Raw genomic sequence first — 15446 nt, forward strand, 5'->3', positions numbered from 1 at the left:
TCCCATTCTCTTGCCCGAGGTGTGTTGCCTTGATGTCCCTGCCTTTGCGGCCAGCCTTGCGAATGCTTTTGCTGGCTCTGGCAACACTTTGGGTCGCTCCGGCCTCCTCGGCGCAACTGGTGCGGGTCGCGGCGGCCCATTTCCCTCCTTACACCGTACGCCCTGAAACCGGGGCCGACACTGGCCTGCTGCCGCAACTGGTGGAGGCGCTGAACCAGTCCCAGAGCGATTACCAGTTCGTCCTGGTGCCCACTTCGATTCCCCGGCGCTTTCGCGATTTCGAACAGGGGCGGGTGGACATGGCGATCTTCGAGAACCCCGCCTGGGGCTGGCAGGATATCGAACACACCAGCGTCGACATGGGGCTCGAGGATGCGGAGATCTTCGTCGCCCAGCGCCAGCCCGGGCGCGGCCAGGAATACTTCGCCGACCTTGCGGGCAAGCGCCTGGCCCTGTTCAGCGGTTATCACTACGCCTTCGCCCAGTTCAATGCCGATACCCGCTACCTGGCCGATACCTTCAACGCCACGCTGACCTATTCCCATGACAGCAATTTGCTGATGGTCTTGCGCGGCAGGGCGGATATCGCCTTGGTGACGCGTTCCTACCTCAGCGACTTCCTGGCCCGCAACGTCGACAGTACCGATCGCCTGCTGGTTTCCGAGCGCATCGACCAGGTCTACCACCACTACAGCCTGATCCGGCCGAAGGCGCCCATCAGCGCCCGGGATTTCGCCGGGTTGTTGCAAAGGTTGCGGGACAACGGCCAGATGCTGAAGATCTTCGAGCCTTATCGCATCGTGGTCACGCCCGTTCCCCACGCTTGAGCCCGTTTCCGGCCCGGTTCACGGCGGGCTAAATTTTTCCTGGCGGCCCACGTCACTTGCTTGAATGCCCATTCGACGGTGACCTTGCCATGGCCCTTGTGAATCCGCTGAGCGTTGAATCCCCAGGCACTGGCGCCATGCTGGGCATCGACGAGATTGCCGCACGGCGGATGCTGTTCCAGGCATTGCATGTCGAGGGACAAGAGTCCGGGGCCGTGGATGCGCAGGCCATGGAGGCGGCCCGCCAGGACCGCCTGGCGTTCTGGCTGTCGGCCCAGGTGCATGCCTTGTACCTGGACCCACCGGGTTGCGAGCGCCCCCCGGTTCCCAACCACGAGCCAGCGTGTGCCGGGCATGACCGTTGTCGGTATTGCCAGCAGGAATTCGATCTGTTGCACAAGCGTGCGGCGTTGCTGGTCCTGGGCCGGAGCGGCCTGCTCGAGAGCTGAGCCCGAGCGGTTCTGGTGCTGGGCGCCACGGCCCGGCACCGGTCGCGGGTCAGCGACGGGCGAAGGTGTCGGGGCGGTTGCCCGAGACTTTGCGGCAATGCACCAGGGCATCGCGAATCATGAAGTTCACCAGGGTCGGCGAAACGCCCAGTTCCTTGGCGATATCTTTCTGTGGGACACCATGCAAGCGATACATCTCGAAGGCATAGCGAGTGCGCGAGGGCAGCTCGGTCAATGCTTCGGCAATGTTTTCCAAGGTGGAGAAGTTCATGTGGGAAGTTTCAGGTGAGGCGCCATGGACGACGACGTTCAAGCCTTCCTCTTCGGTGCCCGAGTACTTCTGCTCCAGCGCCTGCTTGCGATAGTGATCGATGGCTAGGTTGCGCACGATCTGGAACAGATAGCTGAGCTGGGCCTTGAACGATGAGGTGATCTGCGGTGCCGATTGCAGCCGGAAGAAAGCGTCCTGGACGACGTCCTCGGCCCTGGACCGGCAGCCGGTGATGCGTGCTGCAATCTTGACCAGGATCAGGCGGTTATCGACAAAAGCCTGGAGTAACGGTGAATCGCACCTGCTTGTGGATACTTGTTCCGTCATGGAAATCACCTTGTTGCAAAGAGGGTAGTGGGACTACTGCGGGGTCAGATTCGTCCTACACATCGAGCGACAAATTAGGCTGAATGATAATGATTGTCAATTGAGAAAAAGAACTAATGCTCTCCTGATTTACAGATTGCGAACGGGCGCGCATTAGCGGTCCTGAGCAGGGCTTGCCAGGCAGCATGCCGCAGGGTCTGTTCCCGTTTGGTGACAGTACGCGACGAAGCTGTGCAAGCCCCGGGGCAGACGCCCGCCGGCAAACGGCGCCAGCAGCTAATTATTTTCAGGCGTCATCCGTTCCCATTGGAGAAAGATTCCGGGTAGCAGACCCGGCCACGGCGCCCTCCGGATGCCCGCGGCCCACGCATGACCTTTCGATCCGTCGATGGTCAACAGGGCACGGCAGCGCAGGGCCCGATCTCCATTGCATGCACAATCCTGGCAGGAAACCCCATGACGGACGCGTTCGAACTCCCCAGCACCCTGGCCCAAGCCCTTCAACGCCGGGCGGTCCTGGCCCCTGATCAAGTGGCGCTGCGCTTTCTCGCCGAAGAACAGGAGCAGAGCGTGGTCCTCAGCTACCGGGACCTGGACCTGCGGGCGCGCACCATCGCCGCGGCCTTGCAGGCCAATGCCGAGTTCGGCGACCGGGCGGTGCTGCTGTTCCCTAGTGGCCCGGACTACGTCGCGGCGTTTTTCGGCTGCCTGTATGCCGGGGTGATCGCGGTGCCGGCCTACCCGCCAGAATCGGCCCGGCGCCATCACCAGGAACGGCTGATCTCGATCATGGCCGACGCCGAGCCACGGCTGCTGCTGACCAGCGCCGGGCTGCGTGAGGCGCTGTTGCAAATGGACGAGCTCAAGGCCGAGGGTGCACCGCAACTGTTGTGCGTCGATACCCTGGACAGCGCCCTGGCCGAGGGCTGGCAGCCCGTCGAGCTGGCGGACGATGACATCGCCTTCTTGCAATACACCTCCGGCTCCACGGCCTTGCCCAAGGGCGTGCAAGTCAGCCACGGCAACCTGGTGGCCAACGAGATGCTGATCCGCCGCGGCTTCGGCATCGACCTCAATCCGGACGACGTGATCGTCAGCTGGTTGCCGCTGTACCACGACATGGGCCTGATCGGCGGCCTGCTGCAACCGATCTTCAGTGGCGTGCCCTGCGTGCTCATGTCCCCGGCCTACTTCCTGGCCCGGCCCCTGCGTTGGCTGGAAGCCATCAGCGAATACGGCGGCACCATCAGTGGCGGCCCGGACTTCGCCTACCGCCTGTGCAGCGAGCGGGTCAGTGAGTCGGCCCTGGAGCGCCTCGACCTGAGCGGTTGGCGCGTGGCCTATTCCGGTTCGGAGCCGATCCGCCTCGACACCCTGGAGCGCTTTGCCGAGAAGTTCGGTGCCTGCGGTTTCAGCGCCGATAACTTCCTGGCGTCCTATGGCCTGGCCGAAGCCACGCTGTTCGTCGCCGGTGGCGTGCGCGGCCAGGGCATCCCGGCCTTGCACCTGGACGAGCAGGCCCTGGCGCAGAACCGTGCCGAACCGGGGCAGGGCAGCGCGATGATGAGCTGTGGCTTCAGCCAGCCGGAACACGCGGTGCTGTTGATGGATCCGCAGCAGCTTCGCGAGCTGCCGGATAATCGCATCGGCGAGGTCTGGGCCGCCGGACCGAGCATCGCCCATGGCTACTGGCGCAATCCCGAAGCGACCGCCAAGACCTTCGTCCAGCACGCCGGCCGTACCTGGTTGCGCACCGGCGACCTGGGCTTCATGCGCGATGGCCAGCTGTACATCACCGGGCGCCTGAAGGACCTGCTGATCGTGCGCGGGCACAACCTGTATCCCCAGGACATCGAGAAGACCATCGAGCGCGAAGTGGAAGTGGTGCGCAAAGGCCGGGTGGCGGCCTTCGCCGTCACCGACCAGGGCCAGGAAGGCATTGGCATCGCCGCGGAAATCAGCCGCAGCGTGCAGAAGATCCTGCCGCCCGAGGCACTGATCAAGGCCATTCGCCAGGCGGTCGCCGAGGCCTGCCAGGAAGCGCCCAGCGTGGTGGTACTGCTCAATCCCGGGGCCTTGCCCAAGACTTCCAGCGGCAAGCTGCAACGCTCGGCCTGCCGTACCCGCCTGGCCGATGGCAGCCTGGACTACTACGCGCTGTTCCCGGATGCCTCGACTCCTAGCCAGGACGCCACCGGCGAAGCTCCAGGCAATGAGTTGCAGGCCCTGATCGGGCGTATCTGGCAGGAGCAATTGCAATGCGCTGCGGTGGCTGCCGACGATCACTTCTTCCTGCTGGGCGGCAACTCCATCGCCGCCACCCAGGTCATGGCCCGCCTGAGCCAGGAGCTGGGCCTGGAACTGGGGCTGCGCCTGTTGTTCGAGGCCCCGACCCTGGCGGCGTTCAGTGCCCAGGTCGCGCGCTTGCAGCAGGACGGTGGCACTGCCCAGGGTGCGATCAACGCCCTGTCGCGCCAGCAGCCGTTGCCGCAATCCCTGGCCCAGAACCGCCTGTGGATCACCTGGCAGCTGGACCCATGCAGCAGCGCCTACAACATTCCCGGTGGCCTGCGCTTGCGTGGCGAACTGGACGAGGACGCCCTGCGCGCCAGCTTCCAGCAACTGCTCCAGCGTCACGAAGCCCTGCGCACGCGTTTCTTCGAGCGTGACGGCCAAGCATTGCAACAAGTGGATGAGCCCTGCGAATTCAACCTGCAACTGATCGATATCAGCGACCTGCCACCGGCCGAACGCGAAGCCCGGGCCCGGCAGATCCGCGAGGATGAGGCCCACACCCAGTTCGACCTGGAGAAGGGGCCCCTGTACTGGGCGACCCTGGTGCGCCTGGATGATGAAGAACATCAACTGTTGCTGACCCTGCACCACATCATTGCCGACGGCTGGTCGCTGAACCTGCTGATCGACGAGTTCTCGCGCCTGTATGCGGCCTTCGCCCAAGGCCAGGCCCTGGAGCTGGCGCCACTGGCCCTGCAATACGCCGACTACGGTAGTTGGCAGCGCCAATGGCTGGCTCAGGGCGAAGGCCAGCGCCAGCTGGATTACTGGAAGCAGCAGCTGGCCGATGAAGCCCCAGCCCTGAGCCTGGCCACCGATCATCCACGCTCGGCCCAGGTCCGGCACAGCGCCGCGCGCCACGGCCAGCGCTTGAGCGCGAGCCTCAGCGAGGCCGTGCGCCAGGCGGCCCAGGCCCAGCAGGTGACGCCATTCATGCTGCTGCTGGCAGCCTTCCAGACCCTGCTGTACCGCTACACCGGCCAGGGCGATATCCGCGTCGGGGTGCCCAATGCCAACCGCCCGCGCCTGGAAACCCAGGGCCTGCTGGGCTTCTTCATCAACACCCAGGTCTTGCGCGGCCAGTTGCATGGGCGCCAGTCCTTCGCCGAATTGCTGCAACAGGTTCGCCAGGCTGCCCTGGGCGCCCAGGCCAACCAGGACCTGCCGTTCGAACAACTGCTGGAAGCCTTCCCCGAGGCCCGCGAGCAAGGCCTGTTCCAGGTCATGTTCAACCACCAGCAACGCGACCTCAGTGCCCTGCGTCGCCTGCCCGGGTTGCTGGCCGAAGAGCTGCCGTGGCACAGCCGCGAAGCCAAGTTCGACCTGCAACTGCACACCGAGGAAGATCGCAACGGACGCCTGAGCCTGGCCTTCGACTATGCCGACGAGCTGTTCGAAGCGGCGACCATCGAGCGCCTGGCCGGACACTTCATCAGCCTGTTGGAACACGCCTGCCAGCAACCTGAGGCGGCCCTGGGCGACCTGCCGCTCTTGAGCCAGGCACAGGCCGAGCAGCTGCAACAGTGGAGCGTGGCCCCCTGTGCGCCGGCCGAGCGCTGGCTGCCGGAACGGCTGCATGAACAATGGCAGCTGACCCCGGAACGCACCGCGCTGGTGTGGGAGGGTGGCCAGTTGAGTTTTGCCGAGCTGCATACCCAGGCCAACCGCCTGGCCCACTACCTGCGGGACAAGGGCGTCGGCCCCGACGTGTGCGTGGCCATCGCCGCCGAGCGTTCGCCGCAACTGCTGATCGGCCTGCTGGCCATCGTCAAGGCCGGCGGCGCCTATGTACCCCTGGACCCGGACTACCCCGCCGAGCGCCTGGCCTACATGCTCGGCGACAGCGGTGTCGAGCTGCTGCTGACCCAGACCCACCTGCTCGAGCGCATGCCGGTCACTGCTGGTGTCAGCGCCATCGCCATGGACAGCCTCAAGCTCGACAATTGGCCGAGCCAGGCCCCGGGCCTGCACCTGCATGGCGATAACCTGGCCTATGTGATCTACACCTCCGGTTCCACCGGCCAACCCAAGGGCGTCGGCAATACCCACGCCGCGCTGATGGAGCGCCTGCAATGGATGCAGGACAGCTACCAGTTGCAGGCTGATGACGTGCTGATGCAAAAAGCCCCGATCAGCTTCGACGTATCGGTATGGGAATGCTTCTGGCCGCTGATCACCGGCTGCCGCTTGTTCATTGCCGCTCCCGGCGAGCATCGTGACCCGCACCGTATCGCCCAGTTGGTGCAGGAGCACGGCGTGACCACGCTGCACTTTGTCCCGCCGCTGTTGCAGCTGTTCGTCGACGAGCCGCTCAGCGCCGGCTGCCATAGCCTGCGTCGGGTGTTCTCCGGTGGCGAAGCCTTGCCCGCCGAGTTGCGCAACCGCTTGCTGGAGCAACTGCCGGGCGTGCAACTGCACAACCGCTATGGCCCGACCGAAACCGCGATCAACGTCACCCACTGGCACTGCGCGGTGGCTGATGGCGAGCGTTCGCCCATCGGTCGTCCCTTGGGGAATGTGATCTGCCGTGTGCTGGACGCCGAACTCAACGTGCTGCCGGCTGGAGTGCCCGGTGAGCTGTGCATCAGCGGCCAGGGCCTGGCCCGGGGTTACCTGGGGCGTGCGGCGCTGACTGCCGAACGCTTTGTGGTGGATCCGTTGAGCGAGGAGGGCGCGCGCCTGTACCGCACCGGTGACCGGGTGCGCTGGTGCGCCGATGGCGTACTGGAATATCTCGGTCGCCTCGACCAGCAGGTCAAGCTGCGGGGCTTCCGGGTCGAACCCCAGGAGATCGAAGCGCGCCTGCTCGCCCAGGACGGCGTGGCCCAGGCCGCGGTGCTGGTGCGTAAGACCCAGGCCGGAGCGCAGTTGATCGGCTACTACACGGCCCATGCCGACGAAGAGGATGAACAACAGCAGAGCGCGCGCCTGAAAACCGCCCTGGCCGCCGAGCTGCCCGAGTATATGGTACCGGCGCAGCTGGTGCGCCTTGAGTCCATGCCCCTGAGCCCCAGTGGCAAGCTGGATCGGCGGGCGCTGCCCGAGCCGCAATGGCAGGTGCGCGAGCATGTCGAGCCCGGCACCGAGCTGGAGCAGCAGATCGCGGCTATCTGGCGCGAGGTGCTGGGCCAGCCGCGCATCGGCCTGACGGACGATTTCTTCGCCCTGGGCGGCCATTCGTTGCTGGCCACCCAGATCATTTCCCGCACTCGCCAGGCCTGTGATGTGGAGCTGCCCCTGCGCGTGCTGTTCGAAGCCAGCGAACTGGGGGCCTTTGCCGAACAAGTGCGACTGATCCAGGAGACCGGGGCGCACAACCAGCAGCCACCGATCGCCCAGGTCGATCGCAGCCAGCCGGTGCCGCTGTCCTATTCCCAGCAGCGCATGTGGTTCCTCTGGCAGATGGAGCCGGACAGCCCGGCCTATAACGTCGGCGGCATGGCGCGGCTGAGCGGTGTGCTGGATGTCGGGCGTTTCGAGGCGGCCTTGCAAGCGCTGATCCTGCGCCACGAAACCCTGCGCACCACCTTCCCCAGCGTCAACGGCGTGGCTCGCCAGCAGGTGCATGCCGATACCGGCCTGCGCATGGCCTGGAAGGATTTCTCGGCCCTGGCCCCCGAGGCGCGGCAACAGCGCCTGCAGCAGCTGGCGGACAGCGAGGCGCACCAGCCCTTCGACCTGGAAACCGGCCCTTTGCTGCGGGCCTGCCTGGTCAAGGCCGGCGATCAGGAACACTACTTCGTCCTGACCCTGCACCACATCGTGACCGAAGGCTGGGCCATGGACATCTTCGCCCGTGAGTTGGGAGCGCTGTACGAAGCCTTCCTCGACGATCGCGATTCGCCCCTGGAACCGCTGCCGGTGCAGTACCTGGACTACAGCGTGTGGCAGCGCCAATGGCTGGAATCCGGCGAGCGCCAGCGCCAGCTGGACTACTGGACAGAACAACTGGGCCGTGAGCATCCATTGCTGGAGCTGCCCAGCGACCGGCCACGGCCGGCGGTGCAGAGCCACCAGGGCGAGCTCTATCGCTTCGACCTTGGCGACGCACTGGCGGCCCGGGTCCGGGCCTTCAATGCCGAGCACGGCCTGACCCTGTTCATGACCATGACCGCCGCCCTGTCGGTGCTGCTGTATCGTTACAGCGGCCAGACCGACCTGCGCATCGGCGCGCCAGTGGCCAACCGCATCCGCCCGGAAAGCGAAGGCCTGATCGGTGCCTTCCTCAATACCCAGGTGCTGCGCTGCCAGCTGGATGGACAGATGAGCGTCGGCCAGTTGCTGGAGCAGGTACGCCAGACGGTGATCGATGGCCAGTCCCACCAGGACCTGCCGTTCGACCATCTGGTGGAAGCCCTGCAACCACCGCGCAGCGCCGCCTACAACCCGCTGTTCCAGGTGATGTGCAACGTCCAGCGCTGGGAGTTCCAGCAGAGCCGGCAACTGGCGGGCATGACCGTGGAGTACCTGGTCAACGATGCCCGGGCCACCAAGTTCGACCTCAACCTGGAAGTCACCGACCTGGATCAGCGCCTTGGCTGCTGCCTGACCTACAGCACCGACCTGTTCGACGAGCCACGCATCGCGCGCATGGCTGCCCACTGGCGCAACCTGCTGGAGGCGTTGCTGGGCGACCCGACGCAGCGTCTGTGCGAACTGCCATTGCTGCAGCCGGACGAGCAGCGTCAACTGCTCGATAGCCTGGGCAGCGAAGCCGGCGAGCAGCGCCTGGACCAGTGCATCCAGCAGTTGTTCAGCCAGCAGGCCCGGGCACGCCAGGATGCCCCGGCACTGACCTTCGCCGGCCAGACCCTGAGCTACAGCGAGCTGGACAGCCGCGCCAATCGCCTGGCCTGGATGCTCCGCGAACGTGGGGTGGGCCCGCAGGTGCGGGTCGGCCTGGCGCTGGAGCGCTCGCTGGAGATGGTGATCGGCCTGCTGGCGATCCTCAAGGCCGGCGGCGCCTATGTGCCGCTGGACCCGGAATACCCTCTGGATCGCCTGCACTACATGATCGAGGACAGCGGCATCGGCCTGCTGCTCAGCGATGCGCGGATGTTCCAGGCCCTCGGCGAACTGCCGGCAGGCGTGGCGCGCTGGTGCCTGGAGGAGGACGGCGCGCTGCTGGCCGACTACCCGGCCAGCGAATTGCCTTTGGTCAGCCTGCCGCAACACCAGGCCTACCTGATCTACACCTCCGGTTCTACCGGCCTGCCCAAGGGCGTGGTGGTCTCCCATGGGGAAATCGCCATGCACTGCCAGGCGGTGATCCGCCGGTTCGGCATGCGTGCCGACGATTGCGAACTGCACTTCTATTCCATCAACTTCGACGCCGCTACCGAGCGCTTGCTGGTGCCGCTGCTCAGCGGTGCCCAGGTAGTGTTGCGGGCCCAGGGCCAGTGGGACGCCGAGGAGATCTGCCAGCTGATCCGCCAGCATCGGGTCAGCATCCTGGGCTTCACCCCCAGCTATGGCAGCCAACTGGCCCAGCACCTGGCGACCCAGCAGCAAACCCTGGCGGTACGCATGTGCATCACCGGTGGCGAGGCCCTGACTGGCGAGCACCTGCAACGCATTCGCGCGGCCTTCCAACCGAGCCTGTTCTTCAACGCCTACGGCCCGACCGAAACCGTGGTCATGCCCCTGGCCAGCCTGGCGCCGGAACAATTGGCCGAAGGCGTGGCCAGCGTGCCCATCGGCAGCATCGTCGGCGCGCGGGTGGCCTATATCCTCGATGCCGACCTGGCGCTGGTGCCCCAAGGCGCGACCGGTGAGCTGTATGTGGGCGGTGCGGGCCTGGCCCAGGGCTACCATCGTCGCCCGGGCCTGAGCGCCGAACGTTTCGTCGCCGATCCGTTCAGCAGCGCCGGCGGTCGCCTGTATCGCACCGGCGACCTAGTGCGCCAGTGTGCCGACGGCCAGGTGGAATACATCGGCCGGGTCGACCATCAGGTGAAGATCCGCGGTTTCCGTATCGAGCTGGGGGAAATCGAATCCCGCTTGCTGGATCATCCTGCGGTACGCGAAGCGGTGGTGCTGGCGCTGGATGCGCCATCGGGCAAACAACTGGCGGGTTACCTGGTGACCGAGGTCGCGGGACACAACGAGGTGGCGCAGGCCAACCTGCGCGAAGCCCTCAAGCAGCAATTGAAGACCCAGTTGCCGGACTACATGGTGCCGACTCACCTGATCCTGCTGTCCAGCATGCCGCTGACCGCCAACGGCAAGCTCGATCGCCGGGCCTTGCCGATGCCGGATCCGGAGCTCAATCGCCAGCAGTACGTGGCCCCGAGCAACGAGCTGGAGCAGAGCCTGGCGCGTATCTGGTGCGATGTGCTGAACGTGCAGCAGGTGGGCCTCAACGACAACTTCTTCGAACTGGGCGGCGATTCGATCCTGTCGATCCAGGTGGTCAGCCGTGCGCGCCAGCTGGGCATCCATTTCACCCCGCGTGACCTGTTCCAGCACCAGACCGTGCAAACCCTGGCGCGGGTAGCCAGCCGCAGCCAGCGCATCAGCGCCGAGCAAGGACTGCTCAGCGGCGAGGCGCCGCTGACCCCGATCCAGCATTGGTTCTTCGATAGCCGCATCCCGCAGCCGCAGCACTGGAACCAGGCGCTGCTGCTGGAGCCGGTGGCGCCCCTGGATGCCCAGCGCCTGGAGCAGGCACTGCTGGCAGTGGTGGAACAACACGATGCCCTGCGTCTGCGCTTCAACCAGAGCAACGAACAATGGCGCGCCGAGTACTTGCCGCTGTCCGATGCGCCGTTGCTGTGGCAGGTACGGGTGCCGTCCATGGCCACCTGCGAAACCTTGTTCGCCGATGCCCAGCGCAGCCTCGACCTGGAGCATGGGCCGCTGCTGCGTGCGGTGCTGGTGGACGGTCCGGAGGGTGAGCAGCGGCTGCTGCTGGCCATCCACCACCTGGTGGTGGACGGCGTGTCCTGGCGAGTGCTGCTGGAGGATCTGCAGAACGTCTATCGCCAGCTGGAGGCCGGCCAGGCCGTGCAGTTGCCGGCCAAGACCAGCGCCCTGCGCGACTGGTCGAGCCGCTTGCAGGCCTACGCCGGCAGTGAGTCGCTGCGCGAGGAACTGGCTTGGTGGCAACAGCAACTGGCCGGCCCGGCAGCGCAAATGCCAGGGTTGCAGCCGGACGGTGGCCAGCAACACCAGCATGCCCGCAGCCACAGCGTGACCCTGGATGCCGAGTGCACCCGTCAACTGCTGCAACAGGCCCCGGCGGCCTATCGCACCCAGGTCAACGACCTGCTGCTCACCGCCCTGGCCCGGGTACTGTGCCGCTGGAGCGGACAGCCTTCGGCACTGGTGCAACTGGAAGGCCACGGCCGCGAGGCGTTGTTCGACGAGATCGACCTGACCCGCACCGTGGGCTGGTTCACCAGCGCCTATCCGTTGCGCCTGACGCCCTTGCAGGTGGAAGAAGCCGCCGGGCAGGGCGCCTCGATCAAGGCGATCAAGGAGCAATTGCGTGGTGTGCCGCACAAGGGCCTGGGCTATGGCGTGCTGCGCTACCTGGCCGATGACGCCTGCCAAGCGGCCCTGGCGGCGCTACCGCTGGCGCCGGTGACCTTCAACTATCTGGGGCAGTTCGACCAGAGCTTCGGTAGCGATGCGCTGCTGCGTCCGCTGGACGAGTCAGTCGGCCCGGCCCATGCCCTGGAGGCACCGCTGCCCAACGAGCTGAGCATCGACAGCCAGGTCTACGGCGGTGAACTGGTGCTGCGCTGGACCTATAGTGCCGAGCGCTTCGACTCCGAGCTGATCGCCGAGTTGGCGGCGGCCTACCTGGGTGAGCTGCAGAGCCTGATCGCCCATTGCCTGAAGGACGATGCCGGTGGCTTGACGCCGTCGGACTTCCCCCTGGCGTGCTTGACCCAGGCCCAGCTCGATGCCCTACCAGTACCGGCGGCGCAGATCGAGGATGTCTACCCGCTGACGCCGATGCAGGAAGGCATGTTGCTGCACACCCTGCTGGAGCCGGGCACCGGCCTCTATTACATGCAGGACCGCTACCGCATCAACAGCGAACTGGACCCCGAGCGCTTCGCCCAGGCCTGGCAGGCCGTGGTGGCCCGGCATGAAGCCCTGCGCGCCTCGTTCTGCTGGAACGTGGGCGAGGACATGCTGCAGGTTATCCACAAGCCGGGCAGCACGCCCATCGAGTACCTGGACTGGAGCGATGTGCCGGAGGCCGAACAGGAGGTCGAGCAAGAAGCCAGGCTGCAAGCCCTGCACAAAGCCGAGCGCGAGGCCGGTTTCGATCTGCTCAACCAGGCGCCGTTCCACCTGCGGCTGATCCGTGTCGGCGCCGCGCGATACTGGTTCATGATGAGCAACCACCACATCCTCATCGATGCCTGGTGCCGCTCGTTGTTGATGAACGACTTCTTCGAGATCTACACCGCCCTGGGCGAAGGCCGCGAGGCGCAGTTGGCAGTACCGCCGCGCTACCGCGACTACATCGGCTGGCTGCAACACCAGAGCCTGGCCGAGGCGCGCCAGTGGTGGCGGCAGAATCTCGCGGGCTTCGAACGCACCACGCCGATCCCCAGCGACCGGCCGTTCCTGCGCGAGCATGCCGGCGACAGCGGCGGCATGATCGTCGGCGACTGCTACACCCGGCTCGATCCACGGGACGGTGCGCAATTGCGCGAGCTGGCGCAGCAGCACCAGTTGACCGTCAACACCTTCGCCCAGGCGGCCTGGGCCCTGGTCCTGCGGCGCATGAGTGGCGACCGCGACGTGCTGTTCGGGGTCACCGTGGCCGGGCGGCCGGTGGACATGCCGCAGATGCAGCGCACCGTCGGCCTGTTCATCAACAGCATCGCCCTGCGGGTCAAGCTGCCCGAGGATGGCCAGCGTTGCAGCGTGCGCCAATGGCTGGGCCAGTTGCTGGACAGCAACATGCAGCTGCGCGAGTACGAGTATCTGCCACTGGTGGCGATCCAGGAAACCAGCGAGCTGCCCAAGGGCCAGCCGCTGTTCGACAGCCTGTTCGTGTTCGAGAACGCCCCGGTGGAGGTCTCGGTACTGGACCGGGCCCAGAGCCTGAACGCCAGTTCGGACTCCGGCCGCACCCACACCAACTTCCCGATCACGGCCGTCTGCTACCCGGGGGACGACCTGGGGCTGCACCTGTCCTATGACCAGCGCTACTTCGAGCAGGCGACCATCGAGCGCATGCTGGGCGAGTTCAAGCGCCTGCTGCTGGCGCTGATGCAGGGCTTTAATGGCGACATGGCCGAGCTGCCGTTGCTGGGCGAGGAGGAGCGTGATTTCCTGCTGGCCGGTTGCAACCAGAGCCAGCACCAGTATCCGCTGGAGCGCAGCTACGTGGAGTTGTTCGAGGCCCAGGTGGCCGCGCATCCGCAGCGTATCGCCGCCAGTTGCCTGGAACAGAGCCATAGCTATGCCGAGTTGAACCTGCGCAGCAACCGCCTGGGCCATGCCCTGGTGGCCCAGGGCGTGGATTTCGACCAGCCGGTGGCCCTGCTGGCCGAGCGTGGCCTGGAGCTGTTGGGCATGATCATCGGCAGCTTCAAGGCCGGGGCCGGCTACCTGCCCCTGGACCCGGGCCTGCCGGGCCAGCGCCTGGGCCGCATCATCGAGCTCAGTCGCACGCCGATCCTGGTCTGTACCCAGGCTTGCCGTGAACAGGCCCAGGCCCTGCTGGACGAGTTCGGCTGCGCCGGTCGTCCGCGCTTGCTGGTCTGGGAAGAAGTCCAGGCCGGGGCTGGGCGCGAGGACAATCCCGGACGCTACAGCCGTGCGGACAACCTCGCCTACGTGATCTACACCTCCGGTTCCACCGGCCTGCCCAAGGGCGTGATGGTGGAGCAGCGCGGCATGCTCAACAACCAGTTGAGCAAGGTGCCGTACCTGCAACTGAGCGAGGCCGATGTGATCGCCCAGACCGCCTCCCAGAGCTTCGATATCTCGGTCTGGCAGTTCCTTGCCGCGCCGCTGTTCGGCGCTCGGGTGGACATCGTGCCCAATACCATCGCCCATGATCCCCAGGGGCTCCTGGCCCATGTCCAGGAGCAGGGCATCACGGTGCTGGAGAGCGTGCCGTCGCTGATCCAGGGCATGCTGGCCCAGGACGCCATCGCCCTGGACGGCCTGCGCTGGATGCTACCCACCGGCGAGGCCATGCCACCGGAGCTGGCGCACCAGTGGCTGCTGCGTTATCCACAGATCGGCCTGGTCAACGCCTACGGCCCGGCGGAGTGCTCCGACGACGTGGCCTTCTTCCGCGTGGACCTGGCCTCGACCCGGGGCAGCTACCTGCCCATCGGCACGCCCACCGACAACAACCTGTTGTACCTGATGGACGAATCCCTGGAGCTGGTGCCCCTGGGTGCGGTGGGCGAGCTGTGCGTGGCCGGTACCGGTGTCGGCCGTGGCTACGTCAGCGACCCGTTGCGCACTGTGCAAGCCTTCGTGCCCCATCCGTTCGGTGCTGCGGGCGAACGCCTGTACCGCACCGGCGACCTGGCACGCCGGCGCAGCGACGGCGTGCTGGAGTACGTCGGGCGGATCGACCATCAGGTGAAGATCCGTGGCTACCGCATCGAACTGGGCGAGATCGAAGCGCGCCTGCACGAACAACCGGAGCTGCGGGATGCTGCGGTCGGGGTGCAGGAGGGCGTCAATGGCAAGCACCTGGTGGGCTACCTGGTTGCCAGCGATTCGGGCCTGGGGCAAAGCGAGCGCCTGGAGCGGATCAAGCCGCGCCTGCGCGCCGAGTTGCCGGAGTACATGGTGCCGCTGCACTGGCTGTGGCTGGAGCGCCTGCCGCTCAACGCCAATGGCAAGCTCGATCGCAAGGCCCTGCCGGCCCTGGAGATCGGCCAGTTGCAGAGCCAGGACTACCTGGCCCCGAGCAGCGAGCTGGAGCACACCCTGGTGGACATCTGGGCCGAAGTGCTCAAGGTGGAACGGGTGGGGGTGCGCGACAACTTCTTCGAGTTGGGCGGGCACTCGCTGCTGGCTACCCAGATCGCCTCGCGGGTACAGAAGACCCTGCAACGCAACGTGCCACTGCGGGCGATGTTCGAATGCAGCACGGTGCAGGAGCTGGCGGCCTACATCGACGGACTGGGGGCCAATGAAATCAGCGAGGAGAAGGTCGATCGCCTGAGCGACCTGATGGCTGAGCTGGAGGGCTTGTAGGCTTTTGCGGCGGGCGCAGCCACTCCAAAGGCTGCGCCTCACTCCTTCAGGAAGGTCGCGCATTCAGGCTTTACGGCCGCTGCA

4 protein-coding genes are annotated in these 15446 nt (G+C 66.0%); 3 read left to right on the plus strand and 1 reads right to left on the minus strand.

Annotated features, from left to right (window positions below):
* The first annotated feature begins 32 nt into the window (after positions 1-32).
* Positions 33-827, plus strand: coding sequence for a substrate-binding periplasmic protein (locus GDH07_RS21735; RefSeq protein ID WP_031320236.1), 795 nt, complete (start codon positions 33-35; stop codon positions 825-827).
* An 89-nt stretch (positions 828-916) separates the two neighbouring features.
* Positions 917-1276, plus strand: coding sequence for a hypothetical protein (locus GDH07_RS21740; RefSeq protein ID WP_031320234.1), 360 nt, complete (start codon positions 917-919; stop codon positions 1274-1276).
* A 49-nt stretch (positions 1277-1325) separates the two neighbouring features.
* On the opposite strand, the gene GDH07_RS21745 is transcribed toward GDH07_RS21740, so the two are convergent.
* Positions 1326-1874, minus strand: a complete 549-nt coding sequence (locus GDH07_RS21745; protein ID WP_022639980.1) for an RNA polymerase factor sigma-70 — start codon at positions 1872-1874, stop codon at positions 1326-1328.
* Between the two features lie 456 nt (positions 1875-2330).
* Here GDH07_RS21745 and GDH07_RS21750 point away from each other — a divergent pair, with 456 nt between their 5' ends.
* Positions 2331-15362: a non-ribosomal peptide synthetase gene (locus tag GDH07_RS21750; RefSeq protein ID WP_152898833.1), complete on the plus strand. Its 13032-nt coding sequence runs from the start codon at positions 2331-2333 to the stop codon at positions 15360-15362.
* Positions 15363-15446: the final 84 nt, after the last annotated feature.

Source organism: Pseudomonas piscis, from assembly GCF_009380155.1.
GTDB lineage: Bacteria > Pseudomonadota > Gammaproteobacteria > Pseudomonadales > Pseudomonadaceae > Aquipseudomonas > Aquipseudomonas piscis.

Coding starts and splice junctions, on each gene's coding strand:
- GDH07_RS21740 (WP_031320234.1), top strand. CDS start 917: ATGGCCCTTGTGAATCCGCTGAGCGTTGAATCCCCAGGCACTGGCGCC.
- GDH07_RS21750 (WP_152898833.1), top strand. CDS start 2,331: ATGACGGACGCGTTCGAACTCCCCAGCACCCTGGCCCAAGCCCTTCAA.
- GDH07_RS21735 (WP_031320236.1), top strand. CDS start 33: ATGTCCCTGCCTTTGCGGCCAGCCTTGCGAATGCTTTTGCTGGCTCTG.
- GDH07_RS21745 (WP_022639980.1), bottom strand. CDS start 1,874: ATGACGGAACAAGTATCCACAAGCAGGTGCGATTCACCGTTACTCCAG.